The 24,589-nt window shown below is 71.0% G+C and carries 20 protein-coding genes and 1 tRNA gene; 15 read left to right on the top strand and 6 right to left on the bottom strand.

What is annotated here, in order from left to right:
* Positions 1–72: 72 nt before the first annotated feature.
* The 10 genes from ACH4TV_RS05700 (at position 73) to ACH4TV_RS05655 (ending at position 11,883) form a co-directional block, all read left to right on the top strand.
* Positions 73–1,464: an aromatic ring-hydroxylating dioxygenase subunit alpha gene (locus ACH4TV_RS05700; RefSeq protein WP_398394510.1), complete on the top strand. Its 1,392-nt coding sequence runs from the start codon at positions 73–75 to the stop codon at positions 1,462–1,464.
* Positions 1,461–1,811, top strand: coding sequence for a non-heme iron oxygenase ferredoxin subunit (locus ACH4TV_RS05695; protein WP_398394508.1), 351 nt, complete (start codon positions 1,461–1,463; stop codon positions 1,809–1,811). The genes ACH4TV_RS05700 and ACH4TV_RS05695 overlap by 4 nt, the downstream gene beginning before the upstream one ends.
* Positions 1,808–3,058: an NAD(P)/FAD-dependent oxidoreductase gene (locus ACH4TV_RS05690; RefSeq protein WP_398394506.1), complete on the top strand. Its 1,251-nt coding sequence runs from the start codon at positions 1,808–1,810 to the stop codon at positions 3,056–3,058. The genes ACH4TV_RS05695 and ACH4TV_RS05690 overlap by 4 nt, the downstream gene beginning before the upstream one ends.
* Positions 3,059–3,062: 4 nt before the next feature.
* Positions 3,063–3,638, top strand: coding sequence for a 3-phenylpropionate/cinnamic acid dioxygenase subunit beta (locus tag ACH4TV_RS05685; RefSeq protein WP_398394504.1), 576 nt, complete (start codon positions 3,063–3,065; stop codon positions 3,636–3,638).
* A gap of 59 nt (positions 3,639–3,697) precedes the next feature.
* Positions 3,698–4,573 (top strand): alpha/beta fold hydrolase, encoded by an 876-nt coding sequence (locus ACH4TV_RS05680; protein WP_398394503.1) that lies wholly within the window; start codon positions 3,698–3,700, stop codon positions 4,571–4,573.
* A complete protein-coding gene (hcaB, locus tag ACH4TV_RS05675) occupies positions 4,570–5,406 on the top strand; it encodes a 3-(cis-5,6-dihydroxycyclohexa-1,3-dien-1-yl)propanoate dehydrogenase (RefSeq protein ID WP_398394501.1) in 837 nt (278 codons plus the stop codon). Before ACH4TV_RS05680 ends, hcaB begins: the two co-directional genes overlap by 4 nt.
* Positions 5,407–5,488: 82 nt before the next feature.
* Positions 5,489–7,078 (top strand): AMP-binding protein, encoded by a 1,590-nt coding sequence (locus ACH4TV_RS05670; RefSeq protein ID WP_398394499.1) that lies wholly within the window; start codon positions 5,489–5,491, stop codon positions 7,076–7,078.
* A gap of 1 nt (position 7,079) precedes the next feature.
* Positions 7,080–7,550, top strand: coding sequence for a hypothetical protein (locus ACH4TV_RS05665; protein ID WP_398394497.1), 471 nt, complete (start codon positions 7,080–7,082; stop codon positions 7,548–7,550).
* A 549-nt stretch (positions 7,551–8,099) separates the two neighbouring features.
* Positions 8,100–11,039: a glycosyl hydrolase 115 family protein gene (locus tag ACH4TV_RS05660; RefSeq protein WP_398395377.1), complete on the top strand. Its 2,940-nt coding sequence runs from the start codon at positions 8,100–8,102 to the stop codon at positions 11,037–11,039.
* Between the two features lie 121 nt (positions 11,040–11,160).
* Complete coding sequence (locus ACH4TV_RS05655; RefSeq protein ID WP_398394495.1) at positions 11,161–11,883, top strand: cinnamyl alcohol dehydrogenase; 723 nt, start codon at positions 11,161–11,163, stop codon at positions 11,881–11,883.
* Positions 11,884–12,094: 211 nt separating this feature from the next.
* Here the strand turns inward: ACH4TV_RS05655 and ACH4TV_RS05650 are convergent, their stop codons facing one another.
* Positions 12,095–12,658: a hemerythrin domain-containing protein gene (locus tag ACH4TV_RS05650; protein ID WP_398394493.1), complete on the bottom strand. Its 564-nt coding sequence runs from the start codon at positions 12,656–12,658 to the stop codon at positions 12,095–12,097.
* Between the two features lie 198 nt (positions 12,659–12,856).
* Positions 12,857–13,888 (bottom strand): Ppx/GppA family phosphatase, encoded by a 1,032-nt coding sequence (locus tag ACH4TV_RS05645; RefSeq protein ID WP_398394492.1) that lies wholly within the window; start codon positions 13,886–13,888, stop codon positions 12,857–12,859.
* Positions 13,889–14,031: 143 nt separating this feature from the next.
* Here ACH4TV_RS05645 and ACH4TV_RS05640 point away from each other — a divergent pair, with 143 nt between their 5' ends.
* The 3 genes from ACH4TV_RS05640 (at position 14,032) to ACH4TV_RS05630 (ending at position 15,836) form a co-directional block, all read left to right on the top strand.
* Entirely contained in the window at positions 14,032–14,409 is a 378-nt protein-coding gene (locus tag ACH4TV_RS05640) for a DUF6479 family protein (RefSeq protein ID WP_398394490.1), read from the top strand.
* 102 nt (positions 14,410–14,511) lie between these two features.
* Entirely contained in the window at positions 14,512–14,931 is a 420-nt protein-coding gene (locus ACH4TV_RS05635) for a CBS domain-containing protein (RefSeq protein ID WP_398394488.1), read from the top strand.
* 116 nt (positions 14,932–15,047) lie between these two features.
* On the top strand, positions 15,048–15,836 hold the full coding sequence (locus ACH4TV_RS05630) for an Fpg/Nei family DNA glycosylase (protein WP_398394486.1): 789 nt from the start codon (positions 15,048–15,050) through the stop codon (positions 15,834–15,836).
* 214 nt (positions 15,837–16,050) lie between these two features.
* Here ACH4TV_RS05630 and ACH4TV_RS05625 read toward each other — a convergent pair whose 3' ends face one another.
* The 4 genes from ACH4TV_RS05625 to ACH4TV_RS05610 all read right to left on the bottom strand — a co-directional run bounded on the left by ACH4TV_RS05625 (position 16,051) and on the right by ACH4TV_RS05610 (position 20,499).
* Complete coding sequence (locus ACH4TV_RS05625; RefSeq protein ID WP_398394485.1) at positions 16,051–17,688, bottom strand: amino acid ABC transporter substrate-binding protein; 1,638 nt, start codon at positions 17,686–17,688, stop codon at positions 16,051–16,053.
* Positions 17,689–17,693: 5 nt separating this feature from the next.
* Positions 17,694–19,835 carry a hypothetical protein gene (locus tag ACH4TV_RS05620; RefSeq protein ID WP_398394483.1) on the bottom strand — a complete coding sequence of 714 codons (2,142 nt, stop codon included), beginning with the start codon at positions 19,833–19,835 and terminating at the stop codon, positions 17,694–17,696.
* 269 nt (positions 19,836–20,104) lie between these two features.
* A complete protein-coding gene (locus tag ACH4TV_RS05615; RefSeq protein ID WP_398394481.1) occupies positions 20,105–20,227 on the bottom strand; it encodes a hypothetical protein in 123 nt (40 codons plus the stop codon).
* A gap of 199 nt (positions 20,228–20,426) precedes the next feature.
* A tRNA-Arg gene (locus ACH4TV_RS05610) sits at positions 20,427–20,499 on the bottom strand.
* A gap of 323 nt (positions 20,500–20,822) precedes the next feature.
* On the opposite strand from ACH4TV_RS05610, the gene ACH4TV_RS05605 reads away from it, so the two are divergent.
* Positions 20,823–22,442 (top strand): dynamin family protein, encoded by a 1,620-nt coding sequence (locus ACH4TV_RS05605; RefSeq protein ID WP_398394479.1) that lies wholly within the window; start codon positions 20,823–20,825, stop codon positions 22,440–22,442.
* Positions 22,443–22,447: 5 nt separating this feature from the next.
* Positions 22,448–24,496, top strand: a complete 2,049-nt coding sequence (locus ACH4TV_RS05600; RefSeq protein ID WP_398394477.1) for a GTPase — start codon at positions 22,448–22,450, stop codon at positions 24,494–24,496.
* The last annotated feature ends 93 nt before the right edge of the window (positions 24,497–24,589 follow it).

Genomic DNA, 24,589 nt, shown 5'->3' with positions numbered 1-24,589 from the left:
GCCGACAGCCCGTGTGCCGTCGTACGGAACGACGGATGGAAGCGGCCCGACCTGCTGCTGTTGCCTGTGGCCATGACCTCGACGATCGAACCCCAGGGCATCGAACCCCAGGGCATCGAAGCTCGGCGCGCGGCCACCCCGGCCCCGCGCGGAGCCCTGCGGCGCCCGGCGGACCTCGCGCGGAACACCGACGTCTCCGGGCTCGTCGACACCGAGGGCGGACTGCTGGACCGCGTCGTCTTCACCGACCAGGAGCTGTACCGGCAGGAGCTGCGCCGCGTGTTCGCGCCGAGCTGGCTGTTCCTCGCGCACACCGACCAGTTCCACAAGCCCGGTGACTTCTTCACCACGTACATGGGCGAGGACCCGGTCATCGTCACCCTCGACCGGGACCGCCGTGTCCGCGCCTACCTCAACTCCTGCCGCCACCGCGGCGCCCGCGTCTGCCGCGCCGACTTCGGCACCACCCGCAACTTCACCTGCACGTACCACGGTTGGTCCTACAACCTGGACGGCTCGTTGGTCAGCGTGCCCAACAAGGACGGCTATCCCGACTCGTTCGCGACGGGGGAGTGGGGCCTGGTGGAGGTCCCTCAGGTGGAGAGCCACCGCGGGCTGATCTTCGGCACCTGGAACCCGGACGCGGCTCCGCTGCGCGAGCAACTCGGCGACATGGCCTGGTACATGGACGCCATGCTCGACCACGACGACGAGGGCACCGTCGTGGTCGGCGGGGTCCACAAGTGGGTCCTGGAGGGCAACTGGAAGCTGGCGGCCGAGCAGTTCGCGACCGACTGGTACCACGTCAACATGAGCCACGCCTCGGCGCTCATGCTCCTCGCGCCCCCCGGCAAGCAGCCCAAGGGCGAGGTCGTGCACCGCACCGGCCGCCAGTACCTGGACGCGAACGGCAACGGCGCGGGCTTCCCCGTCCACCCGAAGAACCGCTTCGACGCCCGGACCGTGCACGAGTGGACGGACTACGACGCCCTGCGGGAGCGGCTCGGCGAGGCCCGCGTCGAGGGCCCCCTGACCAACGGACACGCCACCGTCTTCCCCAACTTCTCCTACCTGCCCGTCAACGGCTCCATCCGGATCTGGCACCCCAAGGGCCCCGACCGGATGGAGGTGTGGGCCTGGACCGTCGTCGACAGATCGATGCCGGAGGAGGTCCGCGAGGCCCAACGCCTGTACAACCTGCGGACGTTCGGGCCCAGCGGGATCTTCGAGCAGGACGACGGTGAGAACTGGAGCGAGGTCCAGGCGATCTCGAACGGCTTCATCACCAACGGTGTCCCCCTCAACTACCAGATGGGCATGGGCAGCGAACGCGAGGACGGCCGCCACCCGGGCCGGACGAGCGACCTGTACAGCGACGCGGCCGGCCGGGCCTTCTACGGACGCTGGCGCGAACTGATGAACACCCCTGCCTGGCACGAGACGTGCCACGAGGAGACGAAGTGAGCAGCACGAGCACCGGCACCGGTATCCGCGTGGCGGCCCTGGCCGACATCCCCCAGGGCGAGGGAATCGCCGTCGCCAGGGCCGTCACCGGAACCGCGGACGACATCGCCCTGCTGCGTGACACCGACGACACGGTGTACGCCCTCGACGACACCTGTACCCACGAGGACGCCTCGCTGGCGGACGGCTGGGTCGAGGACGGTTTCGTCGAATGCCCCCTGCACTCCAGCAAGTTCTGCCTGAAGAACGGCGAGGTCCAGGGCCTGCCCGCGACCAGGAACGCCTGCCCGCACCGCGTCGAGGTCCGCGACGGCCAGGTCTACCTCTTCCCCGGACAGACACCATGACCGGCGACCGTGTGGCCCGCGTGGTCGTCGTGGGCGGCGGCATCGCCGGCGTCAGCACGGCCGGCGCCCTGCGCGCGGGCGGCTTCGACGGCGACCTGACACTCGTCGACCCCGGCGAGTTCCCGTACGACCGCCCGCCCCTGTCCAAGGACTTCCTGTCCGGCGCCAAGAACATCGGCCAGCTCGCCCTCCAGTCGTCCCGGTGGTACGACGACCAGCGCGTCCGCCTCCTCAACCGCACCGCCGTCACCGCCCTGCGCCCCCGCGAAGGCAAGGTCGAGCTGGCGGACGGCACCCTGCTGCCCGCCGACCGCGTCGTCCTCGCCACCGGCGGCGGCGCGGCCCGCCCCCCGGTCCCCGGCCTCGACAGCGAACGCGTCCACGTCCTGCGCACCGCCACCGACGCCGACCGGCTTCGCCCACAACTCACCCCGGGCGCCCGGGTGTTGGTCGTGGGCGCCGGTCTGATCGGGTCGGAGGCCGCCTCCACAGCCGTACGCCTGGGCTGCGAGGTCACCCTGGTCGACCCGCTGGCCACGCCCCTCGTGTCCGTGCTCGGCACGGAGCTCGCCGGCTGGCTGCACGACCTCCACACCTGGCACCACGTCACGACCGCGCAGACGACCGTGGAGGCCCTCACGGACCGCGGCGGCCACATCGAGGCACGGCTCGCGGGCAGGACCGGGCTGCGGTCGTACGACGTCGTCGTGCTCGGCGTGGGCATGGTGGCGAACACCGAACTCGCCGAGCGGGCGGGGCTGGAGACCGACCGGGGGATCGTGGTCGACACCGGACAGGTGACGTCGAACCCGGCGGTGCTCGCCGTCGGCGACCCCGCCCGCACCCGGCACGACGGGGTGCTCCTGCCCCGCACCGAGCACTGGGAGGCGGCCCAGCACGACGGGGCGCGGGCCGCCGCGACGATCCTCGGCGCCCCGGCACCGGCACCGACGGTCCCCTGGTTCTGGACGGACCGGCACGGCCGGCACATCGAAGCCGTCGGCCACATGGCCGACGCGGAACGGACCGTGCTCCGGGGCTCCTGCGACGACCCGGCGTTCACGGTCTTCGGCCTGCGCGGCGGACACGTCGTCGCCGCGGCCTCGGTCGACGACTCCGCCGCCGTACGCGCCGCCCGCCGCATGATCGACCGCCGGGTCCCGGCCGACGCCGGGCGGCTGTCCGACCCCGCCGTGAACCCGCGCGCCCTGCTGCGTACCGCCCCCGACGGAGAAAGGACCGGATGACACCGTGACGACGACCACCGGACCGGCCGGCACCCGTGCGGGCCTGCGCGCCGACCGCGACACCCACTTCGAGGTCGAGCAGTTCTACTACGAGGAGGCCGCCCTCCTCGACGACGGCCGCTACGCCGACTGGCTCGACCTGCTCGCCGACGACCTCGACTACTGGATGCCCACCCGCTCCAACCGGCTGCGCCGGCAGCAGGCGCTGTCGGTGGCCGCGCGGGGCGAGGCCGCCTTCTACGACGAGACCAAGGAGAGCCTCGCCTGGCGCATCCGGCGCTTCGACTCGGGCATGGCCTGGGCCGAGGACCCGCCCTCCCGCACCCGCCACCTGGTGACGAACGTGCTGGTCCGGCATGTCGACCCGGCCGACAACCCGGAGTTCACGGCGGACGACCTCTCCGTACGCTCCGCGTTCCTCGTCTACCGCAACCGCCTCGAACGCGAGGAGAACGTCTTCGCCGGCAGCCGCACGGACATCCTGCGGCGCGTCGACGACGGCGCCCTGCGGGTGGCCCGCCGGACCGTCCTCCTCGACCAGAACATCCTGCTGGCGAAGAACATCTCCACGTTCTTCTGACCTCTCCTGATCTCTCCCAGCCTCTGCTGACTCCTGCTGACTTCTTCTGACTTCTTCTGATGGGGACCGTCGTGACCGACCTCGACCTCGAACTCAAGCACCATCGCGTCGCCACCTCGCTGGGTGAGGTCGCCGTGGCCGAGACCGGCGACGGGCCGGTGCTGGTGATGCTGCACGGTGGCGGACCGGGCGCGTCCGGCGTCAGCAACTACCACCAGAACCTCCCGGCGTTGGCCCGGCACTTCCGCGTCGTCCTGCCCGACCAGCCGGGATTCGGGGCCAGTTACCGCCCGACCGAGACGGACCTCGACGCACGGTCCATCACCGAGATCACGGTCGACGCCCTCTTCCAGGCACTCGACTCCCTCGGCATCGGCACCTTCCACCTGCTCGGCAACAGCCTCGGCGGCGCCGCCGCGATCGCCATGGCCCAGCAGCGCCCCGAGCGCGTCACCCGGCTGGTGCTGATGGCCCCCGGCGGCGGCTGGCTCCCCTTCGGGCCGACGCCCACGGAGGGCCAGAAGGAGATGTTCCGCTACTACAACGGCGGCGGCCCGACCGAGAAGAAGATGGCCGCGTTCATCCGGACCATGGTCTTCGACCACCGGCAGTTCGGCGAGGACGTCGTCAGGGCCCGCTACGAGGCCTCGCTCGACGCGAGCCACATCGCCTTCTACCACCGCTACAACGCCGCCTTCGGCAAGCGCGGCGGCATGGACCCCCTCTGGCGGGACCTGCACCGGATCGAGTCGCCGACCCTGCTGCTCTGGGGCCGCGACGACCGCACGATCACCCTCGACGGCGCCCAGTTGATGCTCCGGCAGATCCGCGACGTTCAGCTGCACGTGTTCGGCCGCTGCGGTCACTGGGTGCAGCTGGAACGGCAGCGCGAGTTCGAGACGCTGGTCGCGGACTTCCTGGCGGAGCGGTCGTGAGCGGCGGCTGGCTGGACGGATACGCCGTCCTGATCACCGGCGGCGGCACCGGCATCGGCCGCGCGGTCGCCGAACGCTTCCTCGCCGAGGGCGCGTCGGTCACGGTCCTCGGCCGACGGAAGGACCAGCTGGACGAGGTGGTGGCCGCCGCCCCCGACCCGACCCGCGTCCACACCGTCACCGGTGACGTACGGGACTCCGAACGGCTGCACACCGCCGTCGCCGAGACCGTCGAACGCTTCGGCAAGCTCGACACGCTCGTCGCCAACGCCGGTGTGTGGGACTACCAGCGTCAGCTCACCCGGCTGGGCGCCGAGGAACTCGACAGCGCCTTCGACGAGGTCTTCTCCATCAACGTCAAGGGCTATCTGCTCGCCGCCGAGGCCTCCTGGCGGGAACTGGTGAAGACCCGCGGCAGCATCGTCATGACACTGTCCAACGCCAGTTTCTACGTCAACGGCGGCGGCCCCCTCTACACCGCCAGCAAGCACGCCTGCCTGGGCCTCATGCGCGAACTCGCCTACGAACTCGCCCCCAGGGTCCGCGTCAACGGCGTCGCCTGCGGCGGTATGAACACCGACCTGCGCGGCCCCGAGTCCCTGGCCCTCGGCGACCGCTCGATCTCCGCGTCCTTCGCCAGGAAGGGCCCGGACACCCCGCCCCCGCTCATCCCGCTGCACGACTCCAGCACGGACCCGCGTGACTTCACCGGCCCGTACGTCCTGCTCGCGGCCCGCGAGCAGAGCGGCCCCATCACCGGCCACGCCATCTCCGTCGACGGCGGGATCGGCGTACGAGGGTTCGCACGTGCCGCCGGTGGCGACGATCTCTGAGACGCCCGGCGGACCGACCGACACGTGCTCACTACCGATCTACAACGACCGGCAACTGACGAAGCTCGACGAGGAGCCGACAGTGACGAGACCCCACCCGCGCAACTCCGGCCTCCAGGTCGACCTCAATCCGGCGGCGGCGGTCGCCCGCAACGCGCGCCACCAGGGCGACAGTGTGGTTGTGCGGTATCCGGGAGGCGACCTGACCTACGCCCAACTGGACGACAGGGCGGCCAGGCTGGCGAGCGTCCTGGCGACGGGAGGTGCCACCGACGGGGACCGGGTCGCCTATCTGGGCCTCAACAGCCCGGCGTTCCTGGTGACCATGCTCGCGGCCTTCCGCATCGGCGCCGTCTTCGTCCCGGTCAACTTCCGCCTCGCCGAACCCGAACTGCGCGGTGTCCTGAACGGCAGCGGCGCCACGGTGATCGTCTGCGAGGAGGGACACCGCGCGAGTGTCGAAGCGGTGCGCGGGGACACGGAGTTGGGGCGCCTCCTCCTGGTGGACGACGACCCGGAGATCCCGGCGGCCACGGAGGAAGCCGCCGGCTGGGAACCCTGGTCGGCGCTGATCGGCACCGCACCCCCGAGCCCCTCCGTCGTACCGAAGAAGGCCGACGACCCGGCCGTCCTGATGTTCACCTCGGGAACCACCGGTACGCCCAAGGGAGTTGTCCTCACCCACGGCAACAACTGGTGGAACGCCGTCAACGTCGAACTGCGGCTGGACACCCGGCGCGGAGACGTGACCTACGCCGCCGCACCGCTCTTCCACATCGGGGCCCTCAACAGCTTCGCCCTGCGCACCCTCGTCCGCGGCGGCACCGTCGTGGTGCGGCGCGGGTTCGACCCGGCGGTGTGTCTCGACGACCTGGTGACCCACCGGGTCAACTCGATGTTCGGCGTCCCGCAGATGTTCGCCGCGCTGGCCCGCGTCCCGGGAGTCTTCGACCAGGATCTGAGCGACCTGCGGGCGATCGTGGTCGCGGGCGCCCCGGTGCCGCCGTCGCTCGTCGAGCTCTACGCCGGGCACGGGATCGTCCTCCAGCAGGCATGGGGTCTGACCGAGACGGCGCCGTTCGCCACGCACCTGCCGGCCGAACGCACCCTGGACAAGCTCGGATCCGCGGGCATCGCCATGCCGTTCACGGAGGTACGGGTCGTCGACGCCGGCACCGGCGAGCCGCTGAAGCCGTGCGAGACCGGGGAGATCGTGGTCCGTGGACCGAACGTCACGGCGGGCTACTGGAACAGCCCGCAGGCCACGGCCGCGGCCTTCGACGACGAGGGCTGGTTCCACTCGGGGGACGTCGGCCACCTCGACGAGGACGGCTGCCTCTTCATCGTCGACCGACTCAAGGACATGATCATCAGCGGCGGTGAGAACGTCTATCCCGCCGAGGTCGAGCGCGTCCTGGCCGCCATGCCGGGCGTCGTGGACGTCGCCGTGGTCGGGGTCGCCGACGAGCAGTGGGGCGAGACCGTCGCCGCCGTGGTCACCGCGACCGACGACACACTGATCACCTTGGATGAGCTGCGCGAGTACGCCGCCCTCCACCTGGCCCGCTACAAGCTGCCCCGGCGCCTGAAACTGGTCCGGTCGGTCCCGCGCAACGCCTCGGGCAAGCTCGACAAGGCCCTGATCCGCCGCCTGGCCGCAGAGGAGCGCTGAGATGTTCACGGTGCCCGCCGTCCCGACGCGGCTCACCCTGGGACCCGGATGGGAGACGGTCCAGGAGTCCGGCGGCCGTGTCGCGGCCGACCTCCGCGTACGGCGCGGCGGCGGGAACGGGGTGACCGTGGACGTACGTCTGGAACGCTGCGTGTCGGGCCGCCTGCGCGACACCTACCCCGTCGGCGCGCACGACGTGGAGGTGCGTATCGGCGCCGGGTGCCCGCAGGACGTACGGCCCGCGCTGCTGAGAGCGGTCAGGGAAGCCGTTCAAGCAGCCGATCCCCGCTGCCGACGCGTCGTCCACGCCGTGCCCGTCGGTGAGGGGGAGTGGACGGCGGCTGCCGAGTCCGCCGGGTTCCGGTACGCCGTCGACGTGGACCTCGGGCTGGAGCAACTCGGCCTGCTGGTCGCGGAGCCGGACTGGGTGACCGGCCCCGACCTCGACCTGGACCGCGTGCCGGGCGCCTGACCGTCGCCGGGGGCGGCCGGGGGCGTGACCGTCGCCGGGGGCGTGACCCGGGCCGGGGGAGTTCGTGCGGGGCGACCGACGGTTGCCGGGTTGGGGACGTTCGGGGTTTGGGACGCCCGGGGTTCGGCACGTCCCGGGTTCGGGACGTCCGAGGTTCGGGACGTCCCGGGGTTCGGGACGTCCGAGGTTCTGGACGTCCGGGCCGGGCCTGTCCTAGGGTGCATGGCAAGCGCTTTCTAGCCTGACCATGCCAACGCGCCCAGCGTGGGCGCGCGCACCTTTCGCCTGCTCATCCCCCCACCCGCAGTCACCCCCAGCCACTCAAACGCCCAGCTCCCCTGACCGGCTGTGCGAAGAGCCGGCGCGGGCCTCTGGGCGGAAAGGGAGCGTCTCGTGCCGCACCACGAACCCCAGGGCCGGTCACAGCAACCGCAGAGTCCGCGACAGCCGTCCGGGAATCCGCCCCAGGGCCCGTCCCGAGAACCTTGGACCCCGGCGACGGCTTCGACCCCGGCGACGCCATGGAGCCGCAAGTCGTTCCTGCGCGGACTGGCCGCCGCCGGAGTGGCCCCGCTGATCCCCGGGATACTGCCTGCGACCGCCCACGCCGCCCCCTCAACCGGCTCCGGCGGAACCGGCGGGGCCGAATTCCCGCTGGTGCGGGACGGGTTGGCCACCGACGTGTTCGTGGACGCGGCCGACGCCCCCGCCGTGACCCGCGCCGCCGGTGACCTCCAGGCGGACGTCGAACGGGTCAGCGGCATACGGCCGGGACTGCTGCACACCGTCCCGGACAAGGCCACGCACCTGGTCGTCGTCGGCACGATCGGCGCGAGCCCGGTCATCGACACGCTCATCGCCCGGGGCCGCCTGAACGTCTCCCGGGTGAAAGGGCGTTGGGAAGCCTCGGTGACCCAGGTGGTCGACCGTCCGTTCCCCGGCGTGGACCGCGCACTGGTGATCGCGGGCAGCGACCGGCGCGGCACGGTCTACGGGATCTACGACACCTCGGAGCGTATCGGCGTCTCGCCCTGGTACTGGTGGGCCGACGTCCCGGTGGAGCACCGCGACGAGGTGACCGTGCAGGCCGGCCCCTTCACCCGCCGCGAGCCCTCCGTCCGCTACCGGGGCATCTTCATCAACGACGAGCAGAACCTGACCACTTGGTCCCGCCGCACCCAGGAACCGGACAAGAACATCGGACCCGAGACGTACAAGCGGGTCTTCGAACTGCTCCTCCGCCTGAAGGCCAACTACCTCTGGCCGGCCATGCATCCGTACTCCGACTTCTTCAACAAGCACCGAGAGAACCCCGAACTGGCCGAGCGGTACGGCATCGTCGTCGGCTCCAGCCACCCGGAGGCCCTGCTGCGCAACGGCGTCCACGAATGGGACCCGTGGGCGGCGGAGCACCCGGGCCCGGACGGCACTTTGCCCGTGTACGACTACACGGTGAACCCGGGCGTCATCTCCGACTACTGGAGAGCCCGGGCCCGGCAGAACGCCACGTACGACAGCAGTTGGACGCTCGGCATGCGAGGCCTGCACGACAGCGCGCTGGAGACCAGGTACGCCACGACGATCCCCGAGAAGGTCGTGGTGATGAACGACATCATCGCCGACCAGCGCCGCATCCTGGCCGAGGAGGTCGGCGCGGCGGCCGCGCCGCAGATCTTCATCCCGTACAAGGAGGTCCTGGACCTCTACAACGCGGGCGTCCAGGTGCCCGACGACGTCACGCTCATCTGGCCGGACGACAACCACGGCAACATGCGCCAGCTGCCGAACGACGCGGAGCGCGGGCGTGAGGGCGGCAACGGCATCTACTACCACCTCTCCTACTGGGGCCGTCCCAAGAGCTATCTGTGGCTGGACACCACCCAACTGGCCAAGGTCTGGCAGGAGTTGCGCCGGGTGTACGAGCACGGCGTCGACCGGATGTGGATCTTCAACGTGGGGGACGTCAAGTCGATCGAGACGGGTCTTTCCTTCGCCATGGACATGGCCTGGGACGTGGACCGATGGGACGCCGAGGGAGTGGAGGGCGTCAAGGGCGTGGAGGGCGTGGAGGGCGTGGAGGCCTTCCTGGTCGAGTGGGCCGGCCGGCAGTTCGGGCGTCGCCACGGCCGTGAGATCGCCGCGATCCGCACCGAGTACTACCGCCTCGCGGCGGAACTGCGCCCGGAGTTCATCGCCAAGGGCCTCCTCTCCGTGGTCCACCACGGCGACGAGGCGGGACGCAGAATGGCCGCGTACGAGCAACTGCTGGCGCGGGCGCGGGCCCTCGGCGCCAAGCTGCCCGAGCCGTACCGGGACGCCTACTTCGAACTGGTCGAATACCCGGTGCACGGCGCGTACTTGATGAACCTGAAGTACTACTGGGCGGAGCGCAACGCACTCGCGGTACGCCAGGGACGCGGCGCGGGGACCAACACCTTCGCGGACCTGGCCGAGACGGCGCACGCCACGGAGGTCGCGCTCACCAAGCGCTACAACACCGAGGTGGCGGGCGGGAAATGGGACGGGATCGTCAATCCGTACCCCTCACAGATCCCGAAGGCGCCGGGCCGTCCAAGTGTCAGCAGGGTCGCCCGGCAGGAGACGTCCGGGCTGGGGGTGGCGACCGAGGGCAACGAGACGGGGACGGCACGCCCCCTGTCCTTCTCCTCCTACACGAGGGACCGCCGCTTCGTGGACGTCTTCAACACCGGTTTCCTGCCGGTGAGTTGGACGGCGGAGGCCAGTCATCCCTGGGTCCGGCTGAGCGAGGCGGCGGGCTCCCTGACCGACCAGACCCGGGTGTGGGTGGACATCGACTGGGCGCGGGTGCCCGAGGGCGCGTACGACGCGACGGTCACCGTCACCGGTGCCGGGCAGCGGGTCGACGTACCGCTGAGTGTGCGCAACGACGGTGAACGGGCCCGCCGTTCGTCCCGCGGGTTCGTCGAGGCGCACGGGTACGTCTCGATCGACGCCGCGCACACCGACCGCCGGGTGGCGCGTGGCGGGGCCCGCTGGCGGACCGTGCGCGGGCTGGGCCGTCGTACGGGCGCGGTGGAGGCGGTGCCGTCGACGGCGGCGCCGGTCACCGCCGACTTCGCGGCGCGGGCACCGGAGTTGAGATACCGGGTGAGTTTCCGCAGTACCGGCACCTTCCGGGTCACCGTCTTCCGGCTGCCGTCCCTCGACGAGCGGGGCCACCGCCGGGTGGCGGTGTCCCTCGACGACCAGCCGGTGACGGTCCTGTCGGGGCAGTCCGTCGCGACGGGCAACCGGGGCGACGCCTGGGCCCGCAACGTGGAGGACGGCGTCGAGAGGCTGACCGCCACGGTGACCGTCACCGAACCCGGCGAGCACGATCTGCGGATCTTCATGGTCGACGCCGCGATCGCCGTGGACCAGATCGTCATCGACACGGGAGGACTGCCCGTCAGCTACCTCGCCCCGCCGGAGAGCTACCACCCGGTGTTCGGCCGCGCGGTGAAGTAGAGGTATTGGGTAGGGGCATTGGCCTGAACCTTCGGTTGTGCACATCGGATCTATCTTCGGCATGGTGTGAACGTTGACGCACTTCGCGGTCAGTTCTACGATCCGCCGAAAGATAGATCCGATGACTGACCGAAAAGGTGGACGTGACGTGAACCCATCAAGGCGCACGGTCCTGGCAGCCGGAGGCTTACTCGCCGGAGGTGCGGCGTGGGTGACGACGCAGGCGACGACGGCCTCCGCCTCCTCCGTAACCTCCGCTTCCTCCGCCGCGTCGCCCACCGACGGCTGGACCAGGACAGCGTTCACGTACGGCATGCAGAAGCCGTGGAACCTGGCCCTGGGTGACCGGTACGCCAGCAGCGGCGGCGTCCACCGTATGTGGGTCCACGACACCGACGAGCCCATGTCGCAGGGCAGTTCGACCGACCCGCGTACCGAAATGCGCTGGCGTCAGGAGTACACGTCCGGCCGGCACATGTGGGACGCCGACGTGTACCTCCCGGCCGGTACGAACGGCGCGACCTTCGTCCAGATCCTCCGCGTGATCCACCCCGAGGGCACCCCGGCCACGGACTTCATGCTCAACGCCTACAACACGAGCGGCGGCACGGTACGGGCGTACGACCGCACGGTCCTCAAGACCAACGCCTACGACACATGGTTCAACGTCAAACTCGCGCACAACGCGTCGACCGGCAGCGTCGAGGTCTATTTCGACGACGCCCTGGTCCTGACGGCGGCGGACCGGGGCCCCGCCACCCGGCACTTCAAGAACGGCGTCTACCACCACGGCACCGGCCGCGCCGAGGCCCGCTTCCGCAACATCACGTACTGGACCCGGTGAGACGTGGGTGTGCCACGGCGGGGTGAGCCACCGCGGGGTGTGTCACCGCCCGGGGCTGTCCCCGGGGTTCGCATCGGGTCGGGATCAGGAGTCGTCATGACGGACGCTCCTTTCGGTTTCGGCGCTCGGTCGAGGACGCGTGGCGCCCACGTCGTTCGTCGACAGGCACGGCCTGCCCGTCGGCGGGCGGAGGGGCGGCGGGGTGGCAACGTCAGCCGGGCTTGCCCCGCCCCGTCACCGCGTCGCGCAGGCGGTCGATCGCGCCGACTCCCGGCGCGAGCAGCTTGCTGGCCGGGGGCTCGTCCGGGGCGGAGGGGTGCGGGCGGGTCGGCGCCAGCTTCTTCGCCCGGCGGACCTTGTCGCCCAGTTCGGCCAGGTCATCGGTGGGACACGAGGCGCGCAGCCTGGGGAAGAGGTCCTTTTCCTCCTCGGCGATGTGCGCCCGGACCTCGCTCATGAGCGAGGTCACCAGCCGGTCGAATCCGGGGGTGTCCGCCTCGCAGCTTTCCAGGTCCTTCATGATCAGCTCGGCCTTGGAGTGGTCCTCGATCTCCTTGTCGGCCAGTGCGTCGCCGCCCGCCACATGTGCGCGGACCGCAGGGTAGAGGTACTCCTCCTCCGCCACCGAGTGCCGGACCAGTTCCATCGTGGCCTGGTCGGCGTACAGCTTGCGGTTCTTGTCACCGGGGGGCAGCGCCTCGATCTTCGAGAAGAACTCCTCGACCTCCCGGTGATCGGCCGTCAGCTCGTCGATCACGTCTCCACCGTGTCCCATGTCCTCTTCACCTCCGGTCCCGGCAGGGCGGCCCGGACGGATCCGCCCCGACCACGAGTGCCCCGCAGGGGTCGGCTGACACGGAAGGGGCGCCATCCGCCCCCTGAGTCCCGGAGCCGCGTGGACACGCGAGGAGTCAGAGGAGCCGGAGGAGCCGGAGGCGTCAGCAGGCCCGCTGCTCCGAAGGACCCGCGCAGATCACGATCTGGATCCGCTCCGATCGCGCGGCGGGGAGGGCAGGACGGCCAGCCGCAGGGGATCGTGCGGCGTCATCGGGAGGGTGTCGCCGTTGGTGCCTGGCCACCAGTCCCCGCCGTCCTCCATGTGGCGCAGCAGCACACCTTCACGGACCGCCCACGGACAGACCGAGACCACGGGCGCGGCCATGAGTTTCAGCGCGGTGTGGCCGACGATCGCGCCGGCCAGGCTCTGGCCGGCGCGCGGCGCGGAGATACCGGCCAACTCGGCGCGCTCGGCGGTGGGCATCGCGGCGAGGACACGGATCGCCCTGCACAGATCCGCGCGCCGCATGGTGCGCGGCTCGAAAGGGCCGTGGCGCCCAGGAGCGGCTCCGCACAATCGGGCCAGCTGCTGGAACGTCCGGGAGGTGACCACGACGGTGCGCGGGCTCTCCCAGCGGATCCGGTCCGCCGCGTCCCGCAGTTGATGGCGGACCGCACGGCGCAACGCCTTGATCTCCAGCCTCGTGGGCGGGTCCTCGGTGGTGAAGAAGTCCCTGGTCAGCCGGTTCGCACCGAGGGGCAGCGAGACGGCGAAGTCGGGCAGACGGCCCCGGCCGAAGGCCACTTCGAGCGAGCCGCCTCCGATGTCGAGCACCGCCAGGGGGCCGGCGTGCCAGCCCATCCAGCGGCGGGCCGCCAGGAACGTCAGCTCTGCCTCGGTCTCGCCGGGTAGAACACACATGCGGATACCGGTCTCCGCCCGCACGGTGGCCAGCACCTCCTGGCGGTTCGGGGCGCGACGCACCACGGCTGTCGCGAACGCGAGCAGGGCGGTCGCGTTCCAGTCCTGCGCCTTCTTCCCGGCAGCCGCCACGGCCAGGACCAGCCGCTCCAACGACTCGTCGCCGATGGTCCCGTCGGGCTGGACCTGCTCGGACAGCCGCAGCTTCCACTTGACCGTGTGCACCGGGAGCGGCACACCCCCGCCCGTGTCCGCGATCGCCAACCGCACCGTGTTCGAACCCGCATCCACCACGCTGACCCGCATGCGCCCGCGAGTACCCCGTTCGCCAGAGAGGAGTCACCCGACGACGGAGACCGCACGAACCACGAACCCCGGCCGCACTCCGTATTCGCGGCCCGGACCTGGGTACTCGGCATTCGCGGCCCGGACCTGGGTACTCGGCCGAGATGAACGCCATCGCCGATCAGATCGCCTATCAGACAGCCGCGACCAACCCGGCCGGTGTGATCGCCGTCCTCGTCTGCGGTCTCCTCATCGCCGGAGCCCTGGTGTGGTCCGTACGGCTCGGCATCAAGGTGAAACGCCGCGAACCGGGACCTCCGGGACGACACGAACAGCCCACGCTCCCCGCATCCGGGCCGGTCCACGAGACCCGGCAGATACGGGAACCGAACGAGGTTCCCCGAGCCTCGGACGAGGGCGAGCGGCTCACCCCGCACAATCTCCAGGCCTCCGGCACCAAACGCAGCGAGAACCAGAAACGCCGGCGCTGGAGTCACCGCTCCGGCGGCTCGTTCGGCAGCGGAGGCCCGGGCGGGACCTGACCGTCGGCCCGAATTCGGTGGACCACGTGCGCGGCCGTACGAAGCGGGTACCCGGCCGGCTCAGCGACCTCGACACCCTTCAGATCAGAGGAAGGAAGCGCCATGGCGCAGCACGTACGCGACATCATGACGAGCGCACCCCTGTCGGTGGAACCGCAGGCATCCGTGAGGGCGGTGGCCCAGCTGATGCGCGATCAGGACCTCGGAGCCGTCCTGGTGACCGACGGCGACCGGCTCCGCGGCCTCGTCAGCGACCGCGACCTGGTGGTGCGGGCGATCGCGGAAGGCGTCGACCCGGAACAGACCACGGTGGTTCAGGCCTGCAGCGAGGACCTGGTCACGGTGGGCCCCGACGAGGACCTGACGCACGCGGTGCAGCTGATGCGGGAGCACTCCGTACGCCGGATCCCGGTCGTCGACGGCGACAGGCCGGTGGGCATCGTCTCCCTCGGGGACATGGCCATCGAACGTGATCCGGAGTCGGCGCTCGGCGACATCAGCGCCGCCACATCAAACACGTAGCACGTAGATCGAACGTGTAGCGCGCAGCACGGAGCCCGAATCCGGAAGCGTGTGCCGAGCCCTGTTTCCCCGGTTTCCTACGGCAAGGGCTGGTGGCCCCAGAGCGGATGTGTCCCATGCCTGAACTGCCGGACGTCGAGGGGTTCCGGAAGGTGCTCGACTCCTGCGCGAAGGGCAAGGTCATCCAGCGCGTCGACGTGCGCGACCCCGGGGTACTGCACGGGGTGAGCGCACGGCGGCTGCGTGACGCGCTGCAAGGCCGGCGGCTCACCGAGCCGGAGCGGCACGGCAAGTGGCTGCTCGCACACACCGGCGGCCCCACTCTCATGCTGCACTTCGGCATGACCGGCCGGCTGCTCTGCGCCCACCCCGACGACGAGGTCGAGGCACACGACCGCGTGCTGTTCACCGTGGCCCGCGACCGTCAACTCCGCTACCACGACCAGCGCAAACTCCAGGGCCTCTGGCTGGCCGACGACGAGTCGCAGGTCGCACGGCTCCTGGCCGGCCAGGGACCCGACGCCCTGGCGGTGGACCGCGAGGAGTTCACGGCCGTGCTCTCCGCACGCCGGAGCAGCGTCAAGAGGGCCCTCACCGACCAGTCCGTCCTGGCCGGCCTCGGCAACCTCCTCGCCGACGAGATCCTGTGGCGCGCGAGACTGCGCCCCACCAGCCGGGCGAGCGATCTCACCGAGGACGACTGCCGCCGCCTGTACACACACATGCGCCGCACCCTGCGCTCCGCGGTCACCGCCGGCCGCGTCCCACCCCGCGCCTCCTGGCTGACCGGCCACCGCGACGACCCCACCCCCACCTGCCCCCGCTGCGGCAACTCCCTACACCGATCCCGCACGGCGGGCCGCACCACGGTGTGGTGCCCGCGGTGTCAGAGGAACGGTCGGTAGAACGGAGAACAGCCCCTCCAGTCCCCGGCCGTGTCTGGAACAAGCCCCGAGAGCGGGCTGGCCGGAGCCAGGGCGTTCGATGCGGATAGGTAAAGGGTCTGTGACTGCGCACCCAGTGAGCGCTCATTCCGAGCCCGGCAGGGAGGAGCGCGACAGCGAACCGAGGAATCGCCGAGAGTCTGCTGGGGGTGAGCTGAGAGAGGGGTCGGCCGGCTCAGGAGGTGCCGCTCGGGATCACGCAGTTCTTCGGCTGTTCCTTGCCGGTGGGCCAGCCCAGACCGACGAACTTCAGGGTCCCGCGCACGCCCTGGCCCGGGTTCAGTTCGACCACCGCGACCGGCTTGTCGTACGGGTTCCCGCCACTGGTCAGGCAGATCAGGCCACTCGTGCCCCTCACCCGGTGCACCGACTGGAGTTTCGACCACTCCTGGCGGACGTCCGCGAGGCTGGGCGACTGCTCGGCGTCGTTGCCCTGGACCTCGTGCAGGGCCGTGCCGATGGTGATGAGGCCGTCGTAGACGAGCATGGTGCGGGAGTCCTCCAGGTTCGGGCTGGAGCCGAGACCCGTGCCCGCCGTGCTCGTGCTCTTGATCAGGTCGCTGAGGCCGTCCAGGGCTGCCTTGGGCTCCGTGAGGTACTGGGGGAGTTCGTTCGCAGTGGGCTCGCGGCGGTGGGTCTCCTTCCACCGCTTGGTCCAGGCGGCCAGTTCGGTGTCCCAGGCGGCCGGGTGCGCGGGGGCGGCGTACTGGACCGTCACCTTCGCCGCGCCGCCCTCGCCGCGCAGCTGCGCCCAGTCCTTCTCGGACATGGCCTGCCGCAGCGAGGCGGCATCGGAGCCGCTGACCAGGGTGAAGTGCCGGTTCGCGCAGGTCTGCTTGGCGAGCGTGAGTGCGAAGATCCGCAGGTGCAGCGTGCGCCCCGCGAAGTAGACGGTGTCGGCCGCAGAACCGCAGATGTTGTTGGCGATCTGCTCGAACTGGCTGCCGGTCGAGCCGGCCTTGTCGATCCCCGGGGATTCGAAGGACATGTCGGCGGGACCGGCCGGACCCGTCTCCTTGATCCCCCGGAACGCGCTCGCCAGCGACTCGTCGTAGGCATCCGGGCGGGCGTCGTAGACCAGCACCGTCCTGGCATCCTCCCGGCCCCGCTCGCCGTTGAAGTTGGCCAGGGCCTCGGCCGCGTTGCCGTTGGTGGGGATGATCCGGGCCAGGCCGGGGAACCGTTGCTTCTTTCCGTCGACGTTCGCGATCCCGTCTCCACTGATCCGGGAGGCGAGCACCGGGACGCCGTTTTCCGTCAGACGTTCTACGGCCTCCTCGGTGGCGTCGAGGGTGAGGTTGAAGCCCGTGACGGCCCGCAGCTTGTCCTTGTCGGATTCGGCCATGTCGAGCAGCGTGCTCACGACCTTGTCCTGATGGCCGTAGTTCAGCCCGGGGTTGGCCAGCACCAGCCGGATCTTGGGCACTTGGCCCTCCCCTGAGTTGGCCTGCCGCTGTCCCAGATACGCGCCCTGGAGGTCACTGCGCATCTGCCGCCGCAGCCCCGCCGTGTCCGACTTGAGGGGCAGCATCATCGCCACGGTGACGTGAGGCTGGTTAGCGATCCTCTTGTTCTCCTCCGAGATGGCCTTGGCCACGGCGCTGATCTCCGGTGTGCCGAAGTCGTAGCCCGCGCCGTCGACGCCGATGCACTCGCCGCCGATCTTCTCGATGCCGTCGTGGCAGGTGTCCGGCTTCTGGAGGGCGGGAACGCCGTATACGCCGGCGGCCACGAGCACCGCCACGCCCGCCAGCGCGTAGAGGATCTTTCCCCACCTGGGCAGTCTGTTCCACCTGGGTATCCAGCTGGGCATCCCCGTTACCTCCTTCGGCCGAGCTGATCGGTGCAGTCGCAGCGGAGCAACGGCTGCTCGTTCGCGGCCAGGTGGCTCCACTCGGTGGCTGTCGGGCCGAGTTCTCCGGCGCCGTCGAAGTCCATGGTCGACAGTTGCCTCAGCAACTGCTCCAGCGTGCGGGCCATTTCGCCCCCGGTCGGCCTGGTGCGCTCCTCGCACAGCCATACGGCGTGCAGCAGTTGGTCGACGGTGCGGCGCAGCGGCGGCCCGTCCACTCGTACCAGGCCCTGAGCGCGCTTGCGGCGCTCGTCCGCCCCGCCCGGATAGGGCGCCTGGGCGATCTCCAGCAAGTCCTCGCACCACTGACGGGGGCGGCCGGGGAGGGTGGCGGCGAGGTGGCGGACCACGTCGTCGACGCCGCCGGAGACGAGGTGGTGGTTCATCTGATGGGTCGTCACCGAGTGGAACGCACCGCCGTTCGGCTCGCTCACGGCGTAGTGGTCGCGCAGCAGATGGTGGTCGGCGTACCAGACGGCCCCGTCGCGCTCCAGCCCGTACAGCCGGTGCACCAGCAGTTGGCGCAGGCCGAAGTCCCCGATGAAGTGCCGCTTGCAGTGGGGCCACCCGGTGTCGTTGAGTAGCCGCGCGACCTCATGTGCCGTCAGGCGCAGGACACGGTCCGCCTGGTGATGGCGCAACAGGACGTCCGCGCACTCCGGGTCGTGCGCCACCGACAGATGGGTGAGGAGATCGAGCCACTGGTCATGGTGATCGGCCGGAAGCCGCACCGGCAGCTGGTCGCGGATCAGTTCCTGAAGCAGTACGTCCGTCACCGGCCGCTCGGGGCCGCCGTCCGGGTGGTGCAGCTTGGCGGCCAGGATGGCCCGGTCGTTGGCGTCCGTCTCCATCCGGTGGTCGGCGGCAGCGGTGGCCAGCCGGATCACCGTGTGCGGTCGGCCGCCGCTCAGCTGGGCCACGGCGGCGGTGATACGGCGGCGATGCATACCGCCCTCCCGCTCCGCGCCCAGCTGTATTCGCTCGGTCGCCCGGCGGAGCTGGTCGCCGGTGAGGAAAGGCATCCGCAGCATGAGCACCCCGGCGGACAGTGGGCCCCGGTCCTCCTCCGGGTCCTCGCGGCGGGACCAGGTGGTCGGCACCCCGTCGGCGGGCCTGAACGCCGCCACCTCCCTCGGTGGCAGACCCCCGAGCAGGAAGTCGCCGCCGTCCGCCCGCCGTGCTGTGCCCACGATCACCACGCGGTCGCGCTGCCCGTCCCGGCGGTCGGTGAGCACGGCGCGCAGCAGCCGCTCGCCCAGCGGTTCTTCGGCGTGGTCCAGCAGCAGTCCCGGGCGGCCGACCCGGCCCAGCCAGCCCCCCAGACCGCCGTACGCCGCCTCCAGATCCTCGCGCAGCGCCCGGAACAAGAAGCGCTCCGCGTCCTCCCGCCGCTCGCCGCCGGCCCGGAAGTCGGCGGCGAGCCTGCGCAGCCCGTGCTTTGGCTGGCCGGCCGCGCCGGGATACTCGCCGTAGATCCGGGTCAGTTCCGCCTCGCCCCGGGGCGTCAGGCGCTCGAAGAGGGCGTCGAGCAGCGCGGTGAGCGCGGCGGCCCCATACGGGCCGAGCGCCTGTCCGGCCATGACCTCCAGCATTTTCCGTACGGCCCCGAGAAGCGCGCCGCGCCAGAAGTCGCGCGCCCCCAAACCGCGCAGGCGCGGCTGCTGGATCAGCTCCTCGTACCGCTCGACCTCTGTCCTGATCGCCTCACCGGTGCCACCCGCGACGCCGGTCGCGATCACCGCCAGGCCTGCGAAGAACCGCGGGAAGGTGAACGCGCCTCCCGTTCCCCGCCAGGTGTGCAGCAGCAGAGCGGCCTCGACCAGGGCCTCGGTCACCGCCGAGCGGGCACCGGGCTCCGGCCCGGCCCGATCCGCGTACATCGGTGAGGCGCAGTCCAGACGGATCACCGGCACCTGGCGGGCGAAACGGTCGTGCACCGCCTGCAGCAGCCGCCCCTTGCCCATCCCCGGGCCGCCGGTGAGCAGCACCACGGGCAGGTCAGGGCCGTACAAGGGCTTGCAGTCGGCACCCGAGGGCGACCGCCCTAACAGGCGTGCGAAGAAACCGCTCGCGTCGAGGAGTTTCTCGAAGCCCAAGTCCTCATACACGCATCTCCCCCGTGGATGCTGTCCCGCCCGGGAGCGGGTGGTCGATGTGGCGGATGGAGATTAGTGGAACACGAGACCTTCAGCCAGGACAACGGCTGTTATGTGAAGGGAAGTTGGTGGTGAGGATCCTTGGTGCCTCATGTCGTTGCTTCATGGCGCGGTGGGGGCCGACGTGCCTGAGCTCCAGAGGGTATGAGTACGTCCGCCCAGCGCGGAGTTGGCGCTCGGCGTGGCGTCGTACGTGACGGAGTCGCCGCGGTCGACTTCCTTCACGTCCTCAGGAGGGCGGCCACCACGTTCGCCGACCGGATCTCACCGCACACCACCAGTTCGGCCACCTTCTCCAGAGGCGCCCGCTCACGGCGCGCGGACTCGATGACATCGACCGGCATGTCCCGTACTTGCTCGGCCCGGTCAGACCAGGGGACTCGGTGGTGACTCGTCGGGATCCCTGGCATCGGGTCGAGCACGGGCATCAGCCGCGTCGGACCCGGCGGCAAAGTGGGATGAAAAGCCCAATGAGGGTGTCAAAAAACCCGCCTCAAGCGATCTTGTGGCGGGTGAAGAGCGTCTCTGACCTGCAAAAATGGGCGCCCCCGGCAGGACTCGAACCTGCGGCCAAGCGCTTAGAAGGCGCCTGCTCTATCCACTGAGCTACGGGGGCCGGGTGTGGTGGCCTCGGTCGTGATGCGCCCGGGTGTGGGCTGATCCGTGACGCTGCCGGGGACAAGGATAGGGCTCCCGGGTCCTTGTCCAGGTTGCTTCACCTCCGTGGCTCAATGTGGAGGTTCAGTGAAGCGGTCCTGATAATCGCAGGCAGGTACGAATCGTGCACCGCTTTTGCCCTCTCGCGCATCGGGTGTTGTGCACTCGTTATGCCTGGACTGCACCTACGTCCCAGTCGTCCCTTCCATCCCTTGTGTCCCGTCGGCGCGCAGACATGCTCATATGCTTCAGAATTCCCCTAAAATTGGGCATTCTTCGCATGTGGTGACCTTGGACGTACGGCCTCAGCTGCTCGACGCACTCTCCGCTCTGCGTGACCGTGTCGCCGCCGCACGCTTCCCGCTGCCCCTGGCGGGGGCTCCACGCGCGCGTGCCAACCGCGACGAACTGCTTGCGCAACTCGACGACTACTTGGTGCCCCGCCTGAGAGAACCTGAAGCGCCCTTGCTCGCAGTTGTGGGCGGGTCCACCGGGGCAGGGAAGTCGACGCTCGTCAACTCCCTTGTGGGGCGCCGGGTCAGCGAGGCCGGCGTGCTGCGGCCCACGACCCGGACGCCGGTGCTGGTGTGCCATCCCGAGGACCATCACTGGTTCAGCGGGATGCGGGTACTGCCCGACCTCACACGCGTGTGGGTGCCCCAACAGGAGCCGGGCCAGGACCCCGGCGACGATCTGCTGCTCCCCGGGGAGGACGGTTCGCGGGTGCTGCGCGTCGAGACCGCCGACAGTCTGCCGCGCGGGCTCGCCCTCCTCGACGCCCCCGACGTCGACTCCCTGGTCGCCGACAACCGTGTCCTCGCCGCCGAACTGATCTGCGCCGCCGACATCTGGATCATGGTCACGACGGCAGCCCGGTACGCCGACGCCGTCCCCTGGCATCTGCTGCGTACCGCCAAGGACTACGGCGCCTCGCTCGTCACCGTCCTCGACCGGGTGCCCCACCAGGTGGTCTCCGAGGTGTCCCGGCAGTACGGCGCCCTCCTCACCAAGGCCGGACTCGGCGACGTACCGCGCTTCACTGTGCCCGAACTGCCCGAGTCCGCCTGGGGCGGTGGGCTGCTTCCGGCCACCGCGGTGGCGCCGCTGCGCGCCTGGCTCACCCAGCAGGCGCAGGACCCGGCCAGCCGGCAACACGCCATGGCCCGTACGGCGTACGGCGTCCTCGACTCCCTCAAGTCCCGCATGCCCGAGCTGGCCAGTGCCGCCGCCGCGCAGTACTCCGCCGCGCTGCGGCTCACCGCAGCCGTCGACGGGGCCTACGACAGCGAGCACGCGCGCGTGCGGGGGCGGTTGCAGGCCGGCGCCGTCCTCGCCGGGGACGCGTTGAAGCGGTGGCGTGCCTTCCCCCTCGACTGCTCCGCGGGTGAACTCCTCGACGCCCTCGTGGAGAGCCTCTGCGCCCTCCTGCTCTGTTCCGTCACCGCCGCCGACGAACGCGTCGACGACGCCTGGCGGCGCGAACCGGCCGCCGCCGCTCCGGAACTGACGGGCCGCGATCCGTCCCCGGAGAGCGCCGAGCACCGTATCGGGATGGCGGTACGACGGTGGCGGCGCGAGCTGGAGGAGTACGCCGAGGAGGAGTTGCGCGACCTCGACCGGAGTGCCGCCCCGGACGTCGAGGCGGTCGCCGCGCTCGTCGCCACCGCGCTGCTGGGCGGCCGGCGGGCCCGGTCGGCGGGCGAGGGGCTCGCCGAACGGATCGGCGCCCACGGCGCGCTCAGGCTGCGCGACCGCGGCGGGCGACTGCTCGCCGATCACCTGGACCGGGTCATGCACACCGAACGCGAGCGCCGGCTCGCCCCGCTCGACGCCCTTGACGTCCATCCGGAGCCCCAGGCCGAACTCATCGCCGCGCTGTCCGTACTGCAGAAGGAGAGGTGACCGCGGTGACCGCCGTCACTGACCACGACCACCACGACCCCACGGAACACGCCGACGACCACGACAGCCACGACGCCGAAAACGCGCCTCCATTGGAGGGCCTTTCCGACAGCGAGGAAGCCGAGGAGAAGCAAAAGGTGAAGGAGGACAACGAGAAGGGGAGAGAGGAAGAGAGCGAGAACAGGAGCAAGAAGGGCAGCGAGAAGGAGAAGGCCGACGGCAGCGGGCCGCCCGCGAACGATGCCTCCGCGGAGACCCCTTCCGCCAACGGCGACGCACGCGCGCGCGTGCCGAGCGATTCCGGCTCCGGCGCCCCCGGGGGCAGCCGTACGGAACCCGAGGCCTCCGGCGTCTGGGACGACGGGCTCATCGCGCGGCGCGTGTCCGAGACCGACCCTCCCACGCGCGAGACGGTCGTCGAGACCCGGGTCTCCAGCAGCGTCTCCCAGCCGGTGATGCCACTGGCGTACGACGGCCCGCTCCGGTCCCGCCTGGACGCGCTGCGTGAACTCGTCGGGCTCTCCCGTACCCGGCTCGACAGCAGGTCGCTCTCCGAGGCCGGCCGGGTCCTCGACGAAGCGGCGGCCCGGCGCAGGCTCTCGGGGCAGCACACCGTCGTCGCCATCGCGGGCGCCACCGGCAGTGGCAAGTCCCAGCTGTTCAACGCCCTCGCCGGAGTGGCCATTTCGGAGACCGGGGTACGCCGGCCGACCACCGCCGCGCCCATCGCGTGCAGTTGGAGCGACGGCGCGGCGACCCTCATCGACCGCCTCGGCATCCCGGGACGGCTGCGCCGGCGCCCCTTGCAGAGCGCGGAGGCGGAGGCACAACTGCGTGGCCTGGTCCTGATCGACCTGCCTGACCACGACTCGGCGGCCGTCCAGCACCGCGAGCAGGTGGACCGCGTACTGGCACTGGTCGACGCAGTCATCTGGGTCGTCGATCCGGAGAAGTACGCGGACGCGGTACTCCACGAGCGCTATCTGCGGCCCATGGCGGGGCACGCCGAGGTCATGTTCGTCGTCCTCAACCAGGTGGACCGGCTCCCCGGGGAGGCCGCCGACCAGGTCCTCGACGACCTGCGACGACTGCTCGACGAGGACGGCATCGCCCTGGGGGAGTACGGCGAACCGGGCGCCACCGTACTGGCGCTGTCCGCGCTCACCGGGAACGGCATCGGCGAACTGCGCGAGGCGCTCGGGCAGTTCGTGGGTGAGCGCGGGGCCGCCGTACGCCGGATCTCGGCCGACCTCGACGCCGCCGCGTGGCAGCTGCGGCCCGTCTACGCCACCGGACGGCGGACCGGGCTGAGCGAGCAGGCCCGGGACGAGTTCGCCGACCGGCTCGCCGACGCGGTGGGCGCCACCGCCGCCGGCCAGGCCGCCGAACGCGCCTGGCTGCGCAACGCCAACCGGGCCTGCGGCACACCGTGGCTGCGGTTGTGGCGGTGGTACCAGGACCGGCGCGAACCCTCCACCGGCCGCTTCGCCGTACGCGCGCAGCCGGACGAGGAGGCCACGGCCCGCCAGAGAGTCGAACAGGCGGTGCGTACGGTGGCGGAGCGGGCCTCGGCCGGACTGCCCGCGCCGTGGGCGCTGGCGGTGCGCGAGGCGGCCGTACGCGGGGCGCAGGGACTGCCCGAGGCGCTGGACGAGCTGGCGACGCGGGCTGGGGCACCCCCGGGACGGCCGCCCCGGCCGGGCTGGTGGCCGGTGGCCGTGCTGGCACAGGCGTCCATGACGGTCCTTCAGATCCTCGGCGGGCTGTGGCTGGTGGCCCAGATCGTCGGCGCCATGGCACCGAACCTGGGCGTGCCGGTGCTGCTGATGTCGGTGGGCATCGTCGGTGGTCCGGGCGTCGAGTGGAGCTGCAGACTGGCGGCGCGTGGACCTGCCCGCCGGTACGGCCTGGAAGCGGAACGGCGGCTGCGGGAAGCGTCGGCCGGCTGCGGCCGGGCCCGGGTGCTGGACCCGGTGGCGGCGGAGCTGCTGCGGTATCGCGAGGTACGGGAGCAGTTCGTGCGGGTCACGGGTGCTCGGGCGGTGGTGGGGTGAGCGTGGGCGACCGGCGGCGGACCGGGGATGCGTCACCGGGTTCGTGTGTGCGTTCGGGCAGGGGGATGGAGGACCGGCAGGTCACAGCTGTCT

This window comes from Streptomyces sp. NPDC020898 (assembly GCF_044333925.1).
GTDB lineage: Bacteria > Actinomycetota > Actinomycetes > Streptomycetales > Streptomycetaceae > Streptomyces.
The sequence above is the reverse complement of the archived record's forward strand: the minus strand, read 5'-3'. Positions and strand labels throughout refer to the sequence as shown.

Bases quoted from the DNA above. Each gene is read 5' to 3' on its own strand.
- ACH4TV_RS05655 (WP_398394495.1), top strand. From the start codon at position 11,161: ATGACTGACCGAAAAGGTGGACGTGACGTGAACCCATCAAGGCGCACG.
- ACH4TV_RS05645 (WP_398394492.1), bottom strand. From the start codon at position 13,888: ATGCGGGTCAGCGTGGTGGATGCGGGTTCGAACACGGTGCGGTTGGCG.
- ACH4TV_RS05680 (WP_398394503.1), top strand. From the start codon at position 3,698: ATGGGGACCGTCGTGACCGACCTCGACCTCGAACTCAAGCACCATCGC.
- ACH4TV_RS05635 (WP_398394488.1), top strand. From the start codon at position 14,512: ATGGCGCAGCACGTACGCGACATCATGACGAGCGCACCCCTGTCGGTG.
- ACH4TV_RS05640 (WP_398394490.1), top strand. From the start codon at position 14,032: ATGAACGCCATCGCCGATCAGATCGCCTATCAGACAGCCGCGACCAAC.
- ACH4TV_RS05615 (WP_398394481.1), bottom strand. From the start codon at position 20,227: ATGCCGGTCGATGTCATCGAGTCCGCGCGCCGTGAGCGGGCGCCTCTG.
- ACH4TV_RS05630 (WP_398394486.1), top strand. From the start codon at position 15,048: ATGCCTGAACTGCCGGACGTCGAGGGGTTCCGGAAGGTGCTCGACTCC.
- ACH4TV_RS05690 (WP_398394506.1), top strand. From the start codon at position 1,808: ATGACCGGCGACCGTGTGGCCCGCGTGGTCGTCGTGGGCGGCGGCATC.
- ACH4TV_RS05665 (WP_398394497.1), top strand. From the start codon at position 7,080: ATGTTCACGGTGCCCGCCGTCCCGACGCGGCTCACCCTGGGACCCGGA.
- ACH4TV_RS05625 (WP_398394485.1), bottom strand. From the start codon at position 17,688: ATGCCCAGCTGGATACCCAGGTGGAACAGACTGCCCAGGTGGGGAAAG.
- ACH4TV_RS05650 (WP_398394493.1), bottom strand. From the start codon at position 12,658: ATGGGACACGGTGGAGACGTGATCGACGAGCTGACGGCCGATCACCGG.
- ACH4TV_RS05700 (WP_398394510.1), top strand. From the start codon at position 73: ATGACCTCGACGATCGAACCCCAGGGCATCGAACCCCAGGGCATCGAA.